Annotated in this window: 16 protein-coding genes; 3 read left to right on the top strand and 13 right to left on the bottom strand. The window is 52.7% G+C overall.

Annotation, left to right across the window (positions count from 1 at the left end; all coding sequences use genetic code 11):
* Position 1 precedes the first annotated feature (1 nt).
* Positions 2-481 (bottom strand): FxsA family protein, encoded by a 480-nt coding sequence (locus tag QZ279_RS10130; protein WP_293450463.1) that lies wholly within the window; start codon positions 479-481, stop codon positions 2-4.
* A gap of 106 nt (positions 482-587) precedes the next feature.
* Between QZ279_RS10130 and QZ279_RS10125 the strand changes: the two genes are divergently transcribed.
* The 3 genes from QZ279_RS10125 to QZ279_RS10115 are packed head-to-tail and all read left to right on the top strand — an operon-like array spanning position 588 to position 2,861.
* Positions 588-1,238 (top strand): Tim44/TimA family putative adaptor protein, encoded by a 651-nt coding sequence (locus QZ279_RS10125; RefSeq protein WP_293450461.1) that lies wholly within the window; start codon positions 588-590, stop codon positions 1,236-1,238.
* A complete protein-coding gene (locus QZ279_RS10120) occupies positions 1,235-2,272 on the top strand; it encodes a murein transglycosylase A (protein ID WP_293450459.1) in 1,038 nt (345 codons plus the stop codon). The genes QZ279_RS10125 and QZ279_RS10120 overlap by 4 nt, the downstream gene beginning before the upstream one ends.
* A 1-nt stretch (position 2,273) precedes the next feature.
* Positions 2,274-2,861 (top strand): Smr/MutS family protein, encoded by a 588-nt coding sequence (locus QZ279_RS10115; protein WP_293450457.1) that lies wholly within the window; start codon positions 2,274-2,276, stop codon positions 2,859-2,861.
* Here QZ279_RS10115 and QZ279_RS10110 read toward each other — a convergent pair.
* The 12 genes from QZ279_RS10110 to QZ279_RS10055 form a co-directional block, all read right to left on the bottom strand.
* Positions 2,844-4,064, bottom strand: coding sequence for an MFS transporter (locus QZ279_RS10110; protein ID WP_293450455.1), 1,221 nt, complete (start codon positions 4,062-4,064; stop codon positions 2,844-2,846). The genes QZ279_RS10115 and QZ279_RS10110 overlap by 18 nt on opposite strands.
* 9 nt (positions 4,065-4,073) lie before the next feature.
* The gene (gene hslU / locus QZ279_RS10105; RefSeq protein ID WP_293450453.1) at positions 4,074-5,381 is read right to left on the bottom strand and encodes an ATP-dependent protease ATPase subunit HslU; all 1,308 of its coding nucleotides are present in this window, start codon (positions 5,379-5,381) and stop codon (positions 4,074-4,076) included.
* A complete protein-coding gene (locus tag QZ279_RS10100; protein ID WP_293450451.1) occupies positions 5,378-6,448 on the bottom strand; it encodes a hypothetical protein in 1,071 nt (356 codons plus the stop codon). Before QZ279_RS10100 ends, hslU begins: the two co-directional genes overlap by 4 nt.
* On the bottom strand, positions 6,445-7,008 hold the full coding sequence (gene hslV, locus QZ279_RS10095) for an ATP-dependent protease subunit HslV (protein WP_293450449.1): 564 nt from the start codon (positions 7,006-7,008) through the stop codon (positions 6,445-6,447). The genes QZ279_RS10100 and hslV overlap by 4 nt, the downstream gene beginning before the upstream one ends.
* 123 nt (positions 7,009-7,131) lie before the next feature.
* Complete coding sequence (gene trxA / locus QZ279_RS10090; RefSeq protein ID WP_293450447.1) at positions 7,132-7,452, bottom strand: thioredoxin; 321 nt, start codon at positions 7,450-7,452, stop codon at positions 7,132-7,134.
* A 44-nt stretch (positions 7,453-7,496) separates the two neighbouring features.
* The gene (addA, locus tag QZ279_RS10085; RefSeq protein WP_293450445.1) at positions 7,497-10,880 is read right to left on the bottom strand and encodes a double-strand break repair helicase AddA; all 3,384 of its coding nucleotides are present in this window, start codon (positions 10,878-10,880) and stop codon (positions 7,497-7,499) included.
* Positions 10,877-13,819, bottom strand: a complete 2,943-nt coding sequence (addB, locus tag QZ279_RS10080) for a double-strand break repair protein AddB (RefSeq protein ID WP_293450443.1) — start codon at positions 13,817-13,819, stop codon at positions 10,877-10,879. Before addB ends, addA begins: the two co-directional genes overlap by 4 nt.
* Positions 13,812-14,507, bottom strand: coding sequence for a nucleotidyltransferase family protein (locus QZ279_RS10075; RefSeq protein WP_293450441.1), 696 nt, complete (start codon positions 14,505-14,507; stop codon positions 13,812-13,814). Before QZ279_RS10075 ends, addB begins: the two co-directional genes overlap by 8 nt.
* On the bottom strand, positions 14,483-15,508 hold the full coding sequence (locus QZ279_RS10070; protein ID WP_293450439.1) for a phosphotransferase: 1,026 nt from the start codon (positions 15,506-15,508) through the stop codon (positions 14,483-14,485). Before QZ279_RS10070 ends, QZ279_RS10075 begins: the two co-directional genes overlap by 25 nt.
* On the bottom strand, positions 15,505-15,978 hold the full coding sequence (gene tsaE, locus QZ279_RS10065) for a tRNA (adenosine(37)-N6)-threonylcarbamoyltransferase complex ATPase subunit type 1 TsaE (RefSeq protein ID WP_293450437.1): 474 nt from the start codon (positions 15,976-15,978) through the stop codon (positions 15,505-15,507). The genes QZ279_RS10070 and tsaE overlap by 4 nt, the downstream gene beginning before the upstream one ends.
* A 48-nt stretch (positions 15,979-16,026) precedes the next feature.
* Positions 16,027-16,650 carry a hypothetical protein gene (locus QZ279_RS10060; protein WP_293450435.1) on the bottom strand — a complete coding sequence of 208 codons (624 nt, stop codon included), beginning with the start codon at positions 16,648-16,650 and terminating at the stop codon, positions 16,027-16,029.
* Positions 16,599-17,510, bottom strand: coding sequence for a hypothetical protein (locus QZ279_RS10055; protein ID WP_293450433.1), 912 nt, complete (start codon positions 17,508-17,510; stop codon positions 16,599-16,601). The genes QZ279_RS10060 and QZ279_RS10055 overlap by 52 nt, the downstream gene beginning before the upstream one ends.
* Positions 17,511-17,610: the final 100 nt, after the last annotated feature.

Genomic DNA, 17,610 nt, shown 5'->3' with positions numbered 1-17,610 from the left:
CTCAATGCTTGGTCCATCCAGAAGGGGGTGCATTCGGATCACGCGGCACTTCTTCAAATTCACCGTCGATAACGTTTGGATCTCTTGGGTGTTGCTGGGGACGTTGTTGTGCGCCACCCATATCAAAGCTTTTCACTTTGATGCGCGACTTCAGATAGCGAAACACCGCAGAGCGAACCGCGGGGACAAGCAAAGCAAATCCAACAGTGTCTGTGAAAAACCCCGGTGTCAGCAAAAGCGCGCCAGATACGAGGATCATAGCCCCGTGGGCAAGCGGCTCTGAAGGATCAGACAGCGTTCCGAAGGACTGTCGCAGGTTGTTCATCGCAAGTGCGCCTTGGGTTTTCACCAAAAACGTACCGACCACAGCCGTCAAAATGACGATTCCCAAAGTAGACCAGAGGCCAATTGCCCCACCAATTTGGATAAACAACGCAATTTCAATCAATGGGACCGATAAAAAGGCTAAAAATAACCACATCTTTCTGCTTCTCCTGTCACTTGGCGGTGTAGTGGACTTGACCGCCGCCCTTGCGTACATAAGTCCTCAGTATAACTGTTGCTATGCCCAGAAGGACGACACTTACATGAATTCGCCCATTATCCAGCTTTTAGTACTAGCCGGCATCGCGGTTTTTCTAATTTTGCGCCTAAAAAATGTTCTTGGCACACGGGATGGCTTTGAAAAGCCACCAACCATAGCGCCCACACGCAAACGCCCCGAGTTTGAAGTGATTGAAGGTGGTCCTGATCCGGACATCGCGGATCACACTGAGAATATGCCTGAAGCCGCCGAAGCTTTGGCCAAAATGAAATCGGCAGAGCCGTCGTTCGGCGTGTCCGATTTTCTTGGCGGCGCACGTGGCGCATACGAAATGATCCTGTTGGGTTTCGAGCGCGGCGAAATGGCTGACATTAAACCGTTTCTTGATGATGATGTGTACGAAAGCTTTGCAGAAGTGGTTGAGTCCCGCGAAAAGCAGGGCCTAACGATTGAAGCCAAGTTCATTGGTATCCGCGAAATGTCTTTGGCAGATGCCACATTCGATGATGCGACAGGCATCGGTGAAGTCACAGTTCGTTTCGTTGGTGAAATGACATCCGTTGTGCGCGATAACTCTGGCGAAATCGTCGAGGGTGATGAGAAAAAAGTGAAGCGTCAGAAAGACATTTGGACCTTCGCGCGTCACATGGGTTCTGACGATCCTAACTGGCAACTTGTTGCCACTGGCGAATGATCCGTGCCCTTAGGGCAATATTTTTGGCAGGGGCTGTTTCAATGACCGCCCCTGCACAGGCAGAAACCGTCTACAGCATTCTCGATTTCAAGGACCTTGATGGTTGGGCCGAAGATGATCACCAAGCGGCGTTAGACGTGTTTAGCAACACGTGCCGCGATATGAAAACCGCGGACTGGAAGAACTTGTGCAAGGCCGCGAACGATCAAACGAATGCGCGCGCGTTCTTTGAATTATTCTTCCGACCCTTGATGATCGAAGACGGCAATGACGCGATGTTTACGGGGTATTTTGAACCCGAGCTTGATGGCTCGCGCGTTAAAACACCGCGTTATAAATATCCGATCTATGGAATGCCAAAAGATGCCAAGACCGCATCACAGTGGCACACACGTCGCGAGATTTTGGAAGATGGCGTCATGGACGGTCTTAACCATGAAATCTGCTACGTCGATGATCCTGTTGAGTTATTCTTTCTACAAATCCAAGGGTCGGGTCGCGTAAAGCTACCCGATGGAAGCTTTCTGCGTGTTGGCTTTGCTGGGTCGAACAGACATAATTATCGCTCTATCGGTCAAGAAATGGTGCGGCGTGGGATTTACGAAGCGCATCAAGTGTCGGCGCAAGTGATTAAAAATTGGGTTAGGCGCAATCCGGAAGACGGTAAGGCGCTTTTGTATCACAATCCATCTTACGTGTTTTTTCGCGAAGTGAGCGAAGTGCCTGCCGACAAGGGTCCGCTTGGTGCGATGAACCGGTCGATCACGACCATGCGTTCTGTCGCGGTTGATTCAAAATTTACGCCCCTTGGTGCGCCTGTGTGGATCGAAAAGGACGGCAAAAAGTCGTTGCGCCGTCTGATGATTGCGCAGGATACAGGATCGGCGATTAAGGGATCACAACGCGCTGACGTCTTCTTTGGAACAGGTGACGAAGCTGGTCGCGAAGCTGGTCGCTTGCGCGATCCGGGCCGCATGGTTGTGCTGATGCCGATTCAGCGCGCGTACGCCTATTTGCCAGAGAACGTGCAGTAAAATGGTACGTCGTCGCTTGAAGCCTGAAGAGCTTGATCTGTGGAATCAGGTGGCGCGCACGGCGGAACGTTTAAACCCACCCGCGCGTGAACCCATCGCGGATATCGTAGCTAAGAAGAAACCGAAATCAGCTGAACCCAAGCCCATTGCTTCGTTCTCGTTAGGTGCTGTTTCGACATCCACGCGCGAGGTGCATGATGTTTTGCCCGAACTACGCGATCGTCTACGGTCAGCGGTTTTGCAGATGGATGCAAAGTCCTACAAAACGATGCAGCGTGGCAAGATCAAACCAGAAGGCCGTATCGACCTACATGGAATGACTGTTGCCGAGGCGCATCCCGCGTTGATCTCCTTCATTCTAATGTCGCAGGCATCTGGCAAACGCTTGGTTTTGGTGATTACGGGCAAGGGCGGTAAGCGTGCTGAACCTGGCACATTCACGCCCCAACGTATGGGCGCTCTTAAACGGCAAGTTCCTATGTGGCTGACCATGTCGCCTGTGTCGTCCGCAATCCTGCAGGTCACAGAATCCCATATTCGTCACGGTGGGGCAGGCGCATATTACGTCTACTTACGCCGCGCGCGTTAACGATCCGCGAGACATCTGAATGCCGAGCCACATCATTAATGTGGCCAGCATGAAATATGCAGCGACCCAAAGATATTGCACCTCGATTCCGATGCCGAAATCAATCAACGCGCCCGTGATACCTGGTCCAATTGCAGATCCCAGAACCATGACGGCGGCTGCCATCGCTTTGATTGCGCCCAGATGTGCAGTTCCGTAGAATTCCGCCCAGAACGCTGCGATCAGAGTGGCCTGTGCGCCCGCACTTAGGGCGAGGAAAAAGAAACCGTAGCCAAGTCCAAGGAGATGTGTGCCGTAGATCACGAACGCGATCACCAACGGAAGTTGATGAAACGGCAATAGTCGTGCAGTTCCGAAACGGTCCAAAAGGGCGCCTGACAAAAGCGTCGCGCCAACTGTGATGATCATGAAGAACGGGAAATAGCTGACCATTTGCATGTTGGTGATGCCGATCACGCTGGCGTAGTGGACTTGGTGAAAGAAGAACGCTGTGTTGAAGGCGGATGGGCCAAGGAGGGCAGGGATCATTAACCAGAAAAGGGGATGGCGCAGCACGTTCTGGCGGGTCCAATGTTGCCCGCCCATGCCGAGTCTTTCACTGTTTTTCGCCATGGATGCTGGTGTGCGTTCTTGGGAAAGCAGTTTGAACAAAATGGGAATGCCAAGCAGTGCAATGCCCGCACAAACCACCCAGATTATCCGCCAATCCATGAAGGCCATCAATGCAACGACGATGATTGGGAACAGCGCTTGGCCAACAGAAAATCCAAGCGCTGAAATCGAAAGGGCGCGACCGCGCGAGGCCACGAACCAACGCGCCATTGCGACGGCGGCGATGTGGCTCGTCATGCCTTGGCCCGTCAGGCGTAGTGCGAAAATGACAACGGGCAAAAGCCAAATCCATGGGTTTACCGCCATTGCGAGGCACGCAAGTGCGAGTGCTGCTAGAGACAGTGCGCCTAAAGTGCGTACGCGAAATATGTCGGCTTGTCGTCCTGCCCAAACCATAACGATTGCGGACGCAGTTGTGCCGACGGTGTACATCAATCCCCATGCGCCGTGGCTTAGGTCGAACGCGGCTTGGATGTTGGCCGCAAAGAGTGCGATGAAAAAGGTCTGCCCAAAGCTGGACAGGCCCGTCAATAAAATGCCTGCACTTAACCAGCGAGCATTGGCCTTTAGGAATTCGCCAAGCGCGCCCATTTTTTGGTTTTACAACACGTATCTAGAAAGATCTGTTGAGCGGGACAATTCACCCAAATGCGTCTCTACAAAAGCGGAATCGACAGAAATCGTTTCGCCACCACGATCCGGTGCTGTGAAGGATAGTTCCTCGAAAACGCGTTCTAGAACAGTGTAGAGCCGACGCGCGCCGATGTTTTCCACGCTGTGATTGACCTCTGCTGCGATCTTGGCAAGGGCCGCGATACCGTCGTTGGTGAAGGATAAGATCACTTCCTCCGTTTGCATCAACGCAGTATACTGAAGCGTCAGCGCGTTATCTGTTTCTGTCAAAATACGAACGAAGTCGTCTTCCGTGAGTGCGCGCAATTCCACGCGGATTGGAAGGCGACCCTGTAGTTCGGGCAATAGATCAGATGGTTTCGCGATGTGAAATGCACCAGACGCTATGAACAGGATGTGGTCTGTTTTCACAGGACCATGTTTTGTGCTGACCGTCGTGCCTTCAATCAAGGGAAGCAGATCACGTTGCACGCCTTCGCGGGACACATCACCACCGCGTGCATCGGCACGGGTACAAACTTTGTCGATCTCATCAAGGAAAACGATGCCGTTTTGTTCAACTGCCTCAAGGGCTGCGCGCGTGACGGCCTCATTATCAAGTAGTTTATCCGCTTCTTCACCAATTAGCACATCATAGCTTTCTAAAACCGTGAGCTTCTTGCGCGTCGTGCGACCGCCCATGGTTTTGCCGAAAAGATCGCTAATGTTCATCATGCCCATGTTCGAACCAGGCTGACCTGGAATTTCAAAACCGGACATTGGGTTCGAACTGTCAGCGACCTCAAGTTCGATTATGGTGTTATCCAATTCACCCGAACGCAGTTTTTTGCGGAACATATCACGCGTTGCGTCGCGCGCGCCTTCGCCAGCAATGGCTTCAATCACACGTTCTTCGGCGGCAGCTTTGGCCTTTGATTTGACGTCTTCACGCATGTAGGTGCGAGTTTCGCCGATGGCTGCGTCGACGAGGTCACGAATGATCTGTTCTACGTCGCGACCCACGTAGCCGACTTCTGTAAACTTGGTCGCCTCCACCTTAATGAACGGTGCGCGTGCCAGTTTGGCGAGGCGACGGGAAATCTCGGTCTTGCCGACACCCGTGGGCCCGATCATCAGGATATTTTTGGGATACACTTCATCGCGTAGATCATCAGCCAACTGCTTGCGGCGCCAGCGATTGCGCAACGCAACGGCGACTGCGCGTTTGGCGTCGTTCTGCCCAATGATAAAGCGGTCAAGCTCGGATACGATTTCGCGGGGGGTGAGGTCGGTCATAGTGAAGTCTCCGTCAAACCCCATGGGGGTAGTTTATCTTTGCCTCGAAACGCGGGCAAAGCGTCCATGATTCCTGCACGTAAGCCTTCCCATTTTGCACCCAGAAAGACGAGCCCAAGGCCGAGGATAAGAATTACGATCGCTGCATTTCCGTCAAGCACTGCAATCGCGATTGCAACGATGTAACCAATACCTGCGACCAGGAAACTGCGTCGATCAATTACTATTGCGAAGATGGCCATCGCAGCAAGAAAGGCGAGAAGGATGAACTGACTGACCATGCTACCGCTTTGAAAAAGCGTGAGGGCTACTGTGTTCACAATTGCGGGTGCTGCGATCACGTGTAGCCAGAACCCAGAAGATGCACGACGCGTGACGCGGTGCGGGTCAGACATGTCGAAAGACAGTGCAATGGCGAGGCCGATAAAACCCAAGATGATAGTGATATAGGCATAGGGGCCGCTATTCGTGAGCATGAAAAAATCGTTGAAGCTGGGGGTGTTCACACCACCTTGCACAACAAGCGCGCCGGTTCCGACGAATACACCAAGTGCGATGAAAAACACCGTAACGGGAATACGAAACACGAAATAAAACGCAGCAAGCAACAGCGTTGAAAGACTAACAGCTAAAGCCACCATAGATGCGCCATCGAACCCAAACAGATTAGCGAGACTTGCACCAATCTGAAGTCCGCTCAGCATCATCAAAACAACGAGCATGATCGACGGCGCAACCATACGGCGTTTCAATGTGAAGTACCGCGTGAGAAAATAGGTGACGACAACGGAAATGACACCATAAATCAGCGTGCTCAAATTCGCATTTTCGGACAGGAACGTGTTGATCCCCGTCAGACCCATCCAGCCCGCATAAAGAATAACAAGACCAATGACGATAAACACTTCGTTGAAGCCACGGAACAATTCGAATGGTTCATCATGGCCATCCATGTTTTCACGTGTTCCACGACGACTATCAGCAAGCGCCATCAAGGATGCGGCCTGTGGTTCTGTCAGAATGTTGCCTGCGACAGCGGCGCGAATGTCGTCTTTATCTAGGCTCATGATGTGGCCTTGATGGTTTCGACGGTCAGTTTGCCGTTGGTGTAGACGCAAATGTCGGACGCAATCGCCATCGCTTTGCGCGCGATTTCCTCTGGGGTTCCGTCGCCTTCCATTAAACCGCGTGCAGCGGCGAGTGCGAAGTTACCGCCAGACCCAATCGCAGCGACGCCATGTTCAGGCTCCAGAACATCGCCAGCCCCGGTGATCACGAAGAGGTCTGTGCCATCCGTAACAATCAGCATCGCTTCTAGCTTCTGCAAGTACTTATCGGTGCGCCAGTCTTTGGCCAATTCAACAGAGGCGCGCGCCAATTGACCGGGGGTCGCCTCCAATTTGGCCTCAAGGCGTTCCAGCAATGTGAACGCATCAGCGGTAGATCCCGCGAAACCTGCAACAACATCATATCCACCGGGGGACAAGCGACGCACCTTTTTGGCAGTGCCCTTGATCACCGTTGGTCCAAGTGAGACCTGTCCATCACCCGCAATCACTACTTCGCCACCCTTGCGAACGCCGATAATCGTGGTTCCGTGCCAGCCGGGAAATTCGTTGCTGCTCATGGGTCTCTCCTTGTTCTGTCTGCTCTATATGGCGAGGGTCGCAGTGTGGTGCAAGAAAGCGCGCCAAAAAAGCAAAAGGGCGCACCATTGGCACGCCCCCTGATTGGTCCGAAACTAGACGACTTAAATCGCGTCGTCGATCCAGCTTTGCAGTGCTGCTTTTGGAGCGGCACCTGCGCGGTTGGAAACAACCTCGCCGTCTTTGATGATGAACAACGCAGGAATTCCACGCACGCCCATAGCGGCAGCAGAATTCGGGTTTGTATCAACGTCAACCTTAACGATTTTAACCTTGTCGCCGTATTCGGCGGACAGCGCTTCCAAAGATGGACCGATCTGTTTGCAAGGTCCGCACCATTCGGCCCAGAAGTCTACAACAACAGGGACAGTGGAATTTTTTACTTCAGCTTCGAATGTGGCGTCTGTAACAGCAACGGTAGCCATGGGGTATCTCCTAGGGAATATCGCGGGAATTCTTGATGCTCAAACTAGGTATTGGGGGTGACGCCGTCAAGCTGCATAGATTCACTGGCCCTGTGCAGCGCATCTTTCATATGATCAATCGAGAGTTCCATAAGGGAGGCATCCCGTGTCCAAACAATGGCTGGGCGAATGCGCTTTTCGGGATAAATCTGCGTCAAAGCAGCATGATAGGCACCCATTTGGCGTAGTAATCCTTCGGGGCATTTGCCCATGTATTGCGGCACAGCAATATTGGTTTTAAAATCGACGACCCATACGTCAGTCTTGTTCACAATAAGGCGATCCACGATGCCGTGCAGTGGAGTGTTCTCGAATTCAGGTAGAATTGCGGTGATTGGCACCTCTGAAAGCGACCCCTTGGCGAACAAGAAACGAAGGTCAGGGTTCATAACAACGCGTTTTGCCTCAACGATGAGGTCTGAAAGATCGGTGATATCGCCAAGCAACGCGTTTGCAATGTTCTGCCAGCTGTCTGGTGGCGTTTCAGAGAAGTGTTCGAGCAAAAGATGAATGCGCGTTCCCCGCAGTTTTGCAGCGTCTTCATCAAGACCCTGTTCACTGGGAAGCGCCTTTGCACCGCCAAGGTTAGAGGGGCTGAGGGTGTCTGGCGTCGCGATAACCTGTGGGGCGGGATTCAGAAAAAAGGGTTCCAGGTTCTGAATTGGCGTTACTGCCGCACGTGCTGGCTGGGTGTTAACATCGCCCCACGGAACGGGTTCGATTCGCAAGCCCGTGCCAAACCCGAAATCATGATCCACATGCGGCCGCGTGCGCGCAGCGGCGTTGACCATACCGTACCAGCTCTCCTCAGCGGTTTTGCCGACGCCGCCAGCAGCGCCAAGGATTAGCCATTTTTCAGCACGCGTCATCGCGACATAAAGCAAGCGCATCCGCTCCTCGGCCTGACGCTCCTCGCGCTGGGCTTTGGCGTCATGAACCGCTTGGGGCGCATCCTCTTTGCGCACGCTCCATGCAACAAGGTCATCAATCTTGATCAGCGAACCACCCTTGGGGCTTTGGCGTTTTTGGGTTTCGGGCATGATCACGATGGGCGCCTCAAGCCCCTTAGATCCGTGCACCGTCATCACGCGAATTTCGTCGCGATCTTGGCTAAGTTGGCGCTTGATCGTCAGGTCATCTTTTTCCATCCATGTCAGGAAACCCGTCAGCGATGGAATGCGGCTACGCTCAAATGACAGGGCTTGGGCAAGCAGCGCGTCGATGCCGTCTTCCGCTTCGCGCCCAAGGCGACCGATGAAATGTTTGCGGCCATTGTGGCGGGTTAGGACACGTTCGATCAGATCGTAGGGGCGCAAGAAATCGGCTTGGCTACGCAGGTCTTCGAGTACCCGAAGCACGTCGGGATGCTGACCTTTTTGCCCACGTAGTTCCTGCCACAAGAAGCGTGATCCACGATCATTGGCCACATCGAAAAGCTGCTTTTCGCTCCACCCAAACAAGGGGGATTTCAAGACGACGGCCAATGCATAGTCATCTTCTGGCGTTGCGAGAAAACTAAGCAAAGCCTGCAAATCGCGCACGGCCATTTCTGCGCCAACCTTTAAGCGATCCGCACCCGCGATGGGCAGTTCTGCAACCTTACATTCGCGGATGATCTCTTCGAACAGATCAGATCGACGCTGAACAAGGATTAGAATGTCGCCCGCACGAACGGGGCGAAACGCTTTCAGTTTTTGGTCGTAGATTGGTTCGGGTTTTCCACCATCTCGTCCCGTCATCCGCTTGATTTCACCAGCAATGCGACGCGCCATCAGAACGATTTCATCATTCTCGCCAAGCTTGTCGACGGTGTCTGACCAATCGGCGTCATTGTCTGCTTTTTCCGCCTTGGGAATGGCGGGCCAAATATCAATGCGACCGGGGGGGCCGCCGTCAAAGGCAAGGTGGATCGAGCTGTCAAAGCCCGCTGCTGCATGGCCTTCAAACGTTTGGTCGACCAGTTCAAGAATGCAGCTAGCAGAGCGGAAAGAATAGAGCAATTCAGCAGGAACAAGTGGTGAATTCGTGGGGTGCAAACGTTCGTCAAATTCGCCGTGCATCCGATCAAATTCGCGCGGATCTGCACCCTGAAACGAATAGATCGACTGCTTTTTGTCACCCACTACAAAGATCGCACGCGGCACTTCACCGCGCGCACCCTCGCCGGCAATAATTTCGGAGGTAAGGCGTTCAATCACGTCCCATTGTGCTGGGCTCGTGTCTTGCGCTTCGTCAACGAGGATGTGATCAATGCCGCCGTCGAGCTTATACAGCACCCATTGCGCCATTTCCGAATTTGCCAGCAAGTCGCGCGTTTTTAGAATGAGATCGTCGAAATCCAGCCAGCCATGTGCTTGTTTGCGCGCCTCGTACCGCTTTAGAAACGCTGCTGCGAAACGGTTCAGGTGAAGGGTCTTTTGAACGGCTGCAAGCTTCAGGCGAGACGCACGTGCGGCCTCGATACGTTCGATCCAAGCGTCCAACGCAGATTGATGCGCGATGAAGTCTTTTTGTGCTTTCTTGGCAGGGATTTTCCCAGCTTTGGAACGTCCGTCTGCTGTCAGGAATGCCCCCTCGAGCGCTGATAAAGATTTTGCGTCTAGGGTGGTTACTAACGAGAGCTTTGCCGCGAGCTTAACATCGTTAACACTCGATCCATTTAATGCAGGAATGAGCGCAGCAAGAACGCCCCCTTCACCACCCATAAAGACCGAACTGGCGATGGTTTCGGGTGTCGTGTTGGGATCAAGATCGAAGGCACCGTAGATGGCTGTGTCCGTTGGCGGTGTGATCATCGCTGTGCGCTGACCGACGATTTCACCGCTAAGCGCTGTCAGATCATAAGCGCCTGTAACCGTCGCCAAGTCCATGATCATTGCAGCCTCATCGCCGCTGGCCATGTCTTCGATGATCTCTTCGCGCAATAGATCAGACGCGCGTTCTTCCATCTCTGCGAACTGTGGGCTGACATTTGCCTCTAACGGAAAACGGCGCAAAATGGTTGAACAAAACGAATGGATAGTTTGAATTTTCAAACCACCCGGCGCTTCAATCGCGGCAGCGAAAAGCGTTCGGGCTTTGCGTAGGGCCTCTATATCAATCGCGCCTTCTTCGCCAAGCTCTTGCAATGCGGCTTGTAATTTTTCGTTGTCCAGCATTGCCCATTTGCCAAGGCGCTTGAAAAGGCGGTTCTGCATTTCTGCTGCCGCGGCCTTGGTGTAGGTCAAACACAAGATGCGTTCGGGGGGGACTTGCGCCAAAAGAAGGCGCGCAACGCGGTCTGTCAGAACGCGGGTTTTGCCAGAGCCCGCGTTGGCCGAAAGCCATGTAGAAAAATGTGGGCGCGCGGCATTTACCTGTGCTCGGGTCGCGTCATCGTGTTGGATCATGATGTGACTCCCCCATCATCGGGCCTGTTGGTTTCGTCCCATTCTCCAAAGCGCGAAAGCTGATCGTAACGCCCAAAACTTTTGGATTTCTCCATTGCACGACGGGCCGTAAAGCCCTTTTTAGGGTCTTGATAATCCGATATCAGTTTGTGGAATTCCTTCCACACTTGCGCTGTCGGTTTTTCATTCAAGGGGGCTGGCACAGACTTAACACTCGTCCCAACACCTAAATACGTGGCGCTTTCAACATGGCGCGGGTTCAGCCCTTCAAAGTCACCGCGTTCGGCCATCGCGGCCTCTAGCAATAGCTGAAGATCGAACGAGAGCTGTTGTGGTTTAGTTGGAATTTGACCCGTCTTATAGTCATACAAATGCACACCACTTCGGTCATTCAGATCAATGCGGTCTGCTTTGACGCTCAAGGTAAAGCCAAGGTCGCGAAGGGTACTTTCGCCTTTGACCTCTAGATGCGTGGACACGTTGTTTTGCTGCCGTTCGCGTTCTTGCGTGACGAAATCCTCAGCAATACGCGCGATGTGGGCTTCCCACATTAAACGCGCAGATGGCCAATCAACGTCATCCGCGAAAATACGCCGCGCTATTGCAACCAAATCCTCAGGAGTGCTGTCGGCTTTCCAATCGTGCACGAAGTCCTCAAAGACTTGATGCACGGCGATTCCGCGTAGGCGGGCATCGGCGGTTTTGACAAGACTATCCAGCGGCGACAGGCGCAGAACATGTTTGGCGTAGATCGCATAAGGGTCACGCACGAGCGTCTTAATTTCGGTCACCGAAAGCTGTTTTGGTCGCGCTGTAAGTGGTGGGCGCGGTGAGGGGCGCACAGCAGGCGATGCATCAATTGGAGTTTCCAATTGCAACACCCGATCCAACCACGCTTGTCCACGTTCGCGCATTTGGTCTATTGCTTCAGGGCCGTTCTGATCAGGTAAACCACCCATGAGATTGGTTAATCGGTTGAGCCATCTTGAGGGCACAGTCTGCGCATCGTCAGAGCGTTGCGCGCGCGACAGCCAAACTTTTGGTGCGGCAATTGCTTGTTGAAAATCATGCGCGGACAGACCAACGCGGCGTTCAGGTAAGAGCAGCCCCGAATCGGCGCGCATAAAACGGTTTAACCAAGGATCTGGACTGGGTACCTCGGGCCAACTTCCCTCATTCAGCCCCGCAAGAATAAGCAGGTCGGCCCCTTGAACCCGCGCTTCCAAGGTGCCCCAAATCAGAACATTTGGATGATCTGTGTCAGGATTGCGCACTTCGCCTTTCGAAAGAATGCCACCGAATAAGTCTGCATAATCACGTGCGCTTAGATCGGGCAAAGCATCCAGGAACGGATGCAGCATCATCCATTGTGAAAGCGCTTCGCGACCAGCAGCTTCCTTCCACAGCTCTCCGACACCTTCGCTAGATTGACCAAGAGAAATCCGTTCAGCCAAGTCAATATGGCGTTCGGCCAACTCAACAGCATTTTGGGGGCCTTCAATTTGATGTCCACAGAATGTTTCGGCGACCCAGTTGGCCCATTCAGCGGCACCTTCAAGCTTGTTCTTATCCGCCCATTTTTGAAGGCTTTCTGCATCAGGAAACGCAGGACCGTATTTGCGAATAGAGAGTTCAAGTTCACGAGTCAAAAGCAGATGGATGCCGCGATCTGATTCCGAATGGGTGAGCGGGTGTTTTAGAAGTGTCAGCAACGCTTCGGCATCAAGTGATCGCGTGAATAGGTCCAGTACGTGACGCAAAAAGCGCCCGGGTGGTGAAAGCTGTAAAGGTATGCCCGCACTATCATCGGGTTTGATATCCCAGCGATCCAATGCAGCGGTGACTTGGCGGGTTAACATACGATCCGGCGTGATAAGGGCAGCGGTTTTTCCCTGCTCAGCGGCAAGGCGAAGACGCATCGCGATCACAAGCGCTTCTTCGCGCGACGTTTGTGGTTCCAATAGCGTTACGTTCTGCATAGCGCTGGGTAAATTACCCAAGTCCGGACCATCGCGCAGCCACCCATCGGTGACAGGAACGGGGCGCAGCGCAAGTGAAACAACCTTGTTGCGTGGGCCGTCTGTTGGGGGTGCTTGTATCCAAGGCGGAACGCGCTCGGGGTGAAGTTCGAGGTCTTTGAGAAGCTTGGCGAACCTGTATTGCGGATGATCTTGGGGATCCATTCTAGAAGGGTGCTCAACAATCAATTCCTCCCAAACTTCGGAGGGCGTATCAGTGTCGAAACCAGGCAAAATGACCGCTCCTTGTGGTAGCTTGGTGAGGGCATTCATAAGCAGCGCAGTCGTGCCACGTGATCCCGTAGAGCCGGCCAAAATGATAGGGTGGTCTGGTGGGTTTTCCTGCCAATCGGCGATCTGAGCGAGGACAACAGCGCGCGCGCGGGCTTGCGTATCGGGTTGCTCTTGCGAGATGTCGAGGAATTTTCCGACGATGCTGATGAACTCTTTCGTGCGCGCCCAGTGTCCTGATTTATCAGAAACCTCAAGGTTCGAAATATCTTCAAGCGATACGCCTTCACCCTGCATTTCGTCCATCAACCCAGCGAGTGAATCTGCAAGATCAAATAAAGAACTGCGCGCTGCGAGCGTTGGGTTCTGCTGCAAAAGCGCATCCACGAGCGAGATTAATTCGATACGGCGCGACAAGGGGGAGACCGCTTGTGGGATTGTGTGAAATTTCGGGTGCTTCCCGATGTCACCAAGCAATGTGATCTGGGGTAAAAGTCGCGCACCACCACCAATGAAAAGCGAGGTCACGCGCCGACGCATCCGTGCGGTGTTTACGATTAATTGAACGCGCGCCATTGCTTCGGGCGGCTGGTCTTTCATGCGTTCGATCACGCCCTCCACCAAGACTTGGGGAAAATCTACGCCAAGTCCGAGTGCGAATATGCGGGGTGTGGATTGTGGTTCAAACATCGGTTTGGTCCAGCATGTTTTCAGCTAACGTGATGCCTTCGGGCGTTCCAACATCACACCACTTTCCAGTGTAGCACAGACCGAACATACGCTGTTCGACGAGCAATTTCGCCCAAAGCAGTTTCAATGAGAATGACACGTCAGAAATTTCAGAAAGGCGATCCGTTCGGATGATTTGCAGACCTGTGTAGATGTCACCTGCGCCGTAGGTGATCCGATCTTCACTGCCAAGAATGAAATCGCCTGACCCTTTATGCCCAACAGCATGTTGCAAGGGAACGCAGAGCAACAGCGCATCCATTTTTTCAGGCTCCCAAGCAGCCAAAAGTGCCTGTAGGGGGTTGGGCCCAAGCCAAGCCGCATCTGTGTTCATCGTGAAAACTGACCCACTCCCCAACGCTGGTAATGCGTTTTTAAGTCCGCCACCTGTTTCCAAAATCTCTTGGTCTTCATGGATTAGGGTAATGTCTGCGCGATCCTTGAGGTGTGTTTTGATTTGATCAGGGAAATAGTGGCAATTCACAACAATGCTATCTGGCTGTATGCCGTCAACTTGCTCCAGCGCATGATCCAGCAAGGCGCGACCTGCGACGTTAACCAGCGGCTTAGGGCGGTCTTTTGTGAGTGTACCCATGCGCGTACCGAAGCCGGCCGCGAAGAGCATTACAGCGTTGGGACTGTCGCGCATTTGTCTTTAAGCCTTTGAAGAATGTCGAGGGTTGGAATGGGCAGCGCTTCATTCAAAATTGCAGCAAGGGGCGCATTGATCGGTTGCTTAAGATCTCGCTGGATGTGATCCCAAACACGGGAAATTAGGTCGATGTAGGACGGCTTGCCAAAATGCATGGACAGGCGCGCAAATACACCGAGGATGCGCAGGTTTCTTTGTAGTCCAAGAAGATGGTAGGCGTTTCGAAAATTCGCGTCATTTGTCCCTGATATTTGAACATAGCGCAGGATCATCATTTCTTCGATGTCTTGCGGCACGTCCCTGCGCGCATCTTTGAGAAGCGAAACGAGATCATAGGCGGGATGGCCCAGAAGCGCGTCCTGATAGTCCAACAAACCGACGCGTGCATTGTTGGCACGGCTTGGAAGCCACAGTAGATTTTCAGCGTGGTAATCTCGTTGGATCAGAACGCTGGGTGGGTCAATTTCAGTGTCTAATAATGACATAAACTTATTTTTGAACGCGTTTTTGGCGGCAGTATCCACACCGTCTGATGCACCCAATTGATACCAATTAAAAGCAAGACCTGCCATTTGTGTCATCAAATTTGCATCATACGGATCAAGCGTGGGAGGTGGCGATTTGTGAAGCTGAAACAAGGTATCTGTTGCGGCTTGGTAGAGGGGGATCTCTTGCTCGGGAGCCTCCAGAACAACGCGAGCGTAGAGCGCATCTCCAAGATCCTCGATAATAAGTAAACCATTTGCGATATCGGAGTGGTAAATTTCAGGCGCACTAAGACCAATACTACGCAGATACTTGGTGATTTTTAGAAAGGGCCTGACATCATTTCCAAGGTTTGGGTCAGCATCCATGAGGACTGCAATCTGACCAGCCTTGTTCGCGTCGAGACGTTGGTATTTGCGCATTGAGGCATCACCCGCCAGTGGCGTGCGTGGTGCATCGGCCCAAGGTGTGTTCGCAAGGAATTTGGTGATTACGTCGTTTCTATCGGTCATGCTAAGGCCCTTGATATGCGCGTACACAACGTATCTGAACCACCCATGAAGGAAAGGTCACGTTGCGTGTTGTTGTCAGTGTATTGAAAATGTAGCGAGAGCGCGCCTTTGGGGGCCAGACTTGCCAATCGGTCTGGCCATTCGATCAGACAAATCGCGCTGCTAAAGGCGTCGGTTAGGCCCAACTCTTCGGCCTCACCTGGATCACTTAATCTGTAAAGATCAGCGTGCCAAACCTCGCCCAATTGCGTTTCATAGGTTTGCACTAAGGTGAAGGTTGGCGATGGCACATCTTCGGGGCGATCTTGCAGGGATTGAATGAGCGCACGCGCGAAATAGCTTTTCCCGGCGCCAATATCCCCGTGCAACAAGAGCGTGTCGCCTGCAATCAGACATGCGCCGATACGCGATGCGATTTCGGTCGTTGCACTTGGTGTGTCTAGTAAAAGATTGGGCAAGGTGATGGACATGACCGCAAGTTACGGTGCTTTCGCACGATACGAAACTGCGAATTGCGACTAGACTGCGACTGTCGGGCTTTGCTTGCCGTTTGCGTTGACCAACATTGCTGGGTTGGCTGAAAAAAGCACAACTGGTTTTGGTGTTAAGGTGACAAGACTGGCACCAGAAACCAAGGGCGAAACCTGAAGATCAAACGTTTCTCCATTCTTGCGCTGCAGGACGGTGGTCCATACCTCACGTTCTGAATGGCCGGCCACGAAATCGCGAATTTCACCCCAAGCAGGGCTTGGCTTGCATGTCTTTTGCCAAAGACGCGTGATGTCGCGCACGGACATGGTCTCAAGATTGCTTTCTGCACTTTCGTCAACAAAGTGTTCCATAGCCGCATTGCACTGTTGGACAAAGCCTGCGGGATCGAAGATGGCGATAGCGTGATCCATCGAATCCAAGGCAGACCGCGTGACTTCTGCTTCACTGCGAAACCTGCGCGTCAGGGAAATTTCGGCACTGATGTCTTCAAAAAGGAAAGCGATTGCGCCGTCAGGATGGGGTCTACCCGTAACGCGATACGTCAGGCCGTTTGGAAGATGCCGTGTTTCGTTGAAATTATCCTCGCTTGCCGCGGATATTACATCGGCGATGCGTTTGCGCCAGTTTGAATAATTCTTGGGCTCTGGCATGATCTGATTGTCACGCAATTGATCAAAAAGGAGAAAAGGTTTGGCCGAGCCGTCAGAAATTCCGGTGTCAGTTCGGTGATATCAAAAAGGGATGGGTTAAAGAGGACCAATTGCCGATTACGATCAAAAATAGCGAGCCCTGTTGCAAGGTGGGCAAAGGTTTTGGCCAAAGTTTGAACGAAATTGCGCTGGGCTGATTCCGCGCTGATTCCGGCGTGCATATCGACCGTAAAATTCATGTAGCCTTGATCAAATTCTTGGCTGGTTACATCAAACCAATAGGCGCGATTATGGGCGTCATCCTTCACCGTCACGCGCGTAGGCTTGTCAGTTGCTTCTGTCGTAGGTGTGAAATTGAATAACACCGCATCATCATCACGTGAAACCTGTGCATCCAGTGTTTTGTACCGCGCGTTTGACCAGCCCACGGATCCGTCTGCAAGTGTTTGCCAAACTGGAAAGGGCGCGCGGTCGCTAACTGATTTAATCAGTTCAAGCTTTGGCAAGGCTGAAAGGACATCGTGCAGGGCAATCCCGTCAATATCAAGGTCGCTCACGCGTTGACGGATGAAAACGGACGCCCCTGATGAGTGCTGTTCTATTTCTAGTTCCATCGGGTCAGCGAGGGATCGGGGCAGAAACACGTGTGAGATTTGCGCGGTTCGAGTGGTCACCGTTCTTGGAAGGTCCGAAAAGCGATCATCAAGGGCGTCGCGAAAGGACCCCCAATCAGGTGCGATCAAGTCGATACCTGTTAGAAAATCACCGGCTTCAATATTGTTACACGTCAGCAAGCCATTCGAAACAAATTCAAATGAAAGGGGATTGGATAAGGATAACGCGCCCTTATTTTCATTCACTTTGACACCTGTGACTGGCCCAAAAAACTGCGAAATCATCCGATAGGCTATGGTCAGGACCCATTAACTGATTGAGCCTGTGGGGCTGATATGATTCACG

It is taken from the genome of Planktotalea sp. (assembly GCF_018607965.1).
Taxonomy (GTDB): Bacteria; Pseudomonadota; Alphaproteobacteria; order Rhodobacterales; family Rhodobacteraceae; genus Planktotalea.
Note: the sequence above shows the minus strand (reverse complement) of the source record. Positions and strands in the feature narration are given on the sequence as shown.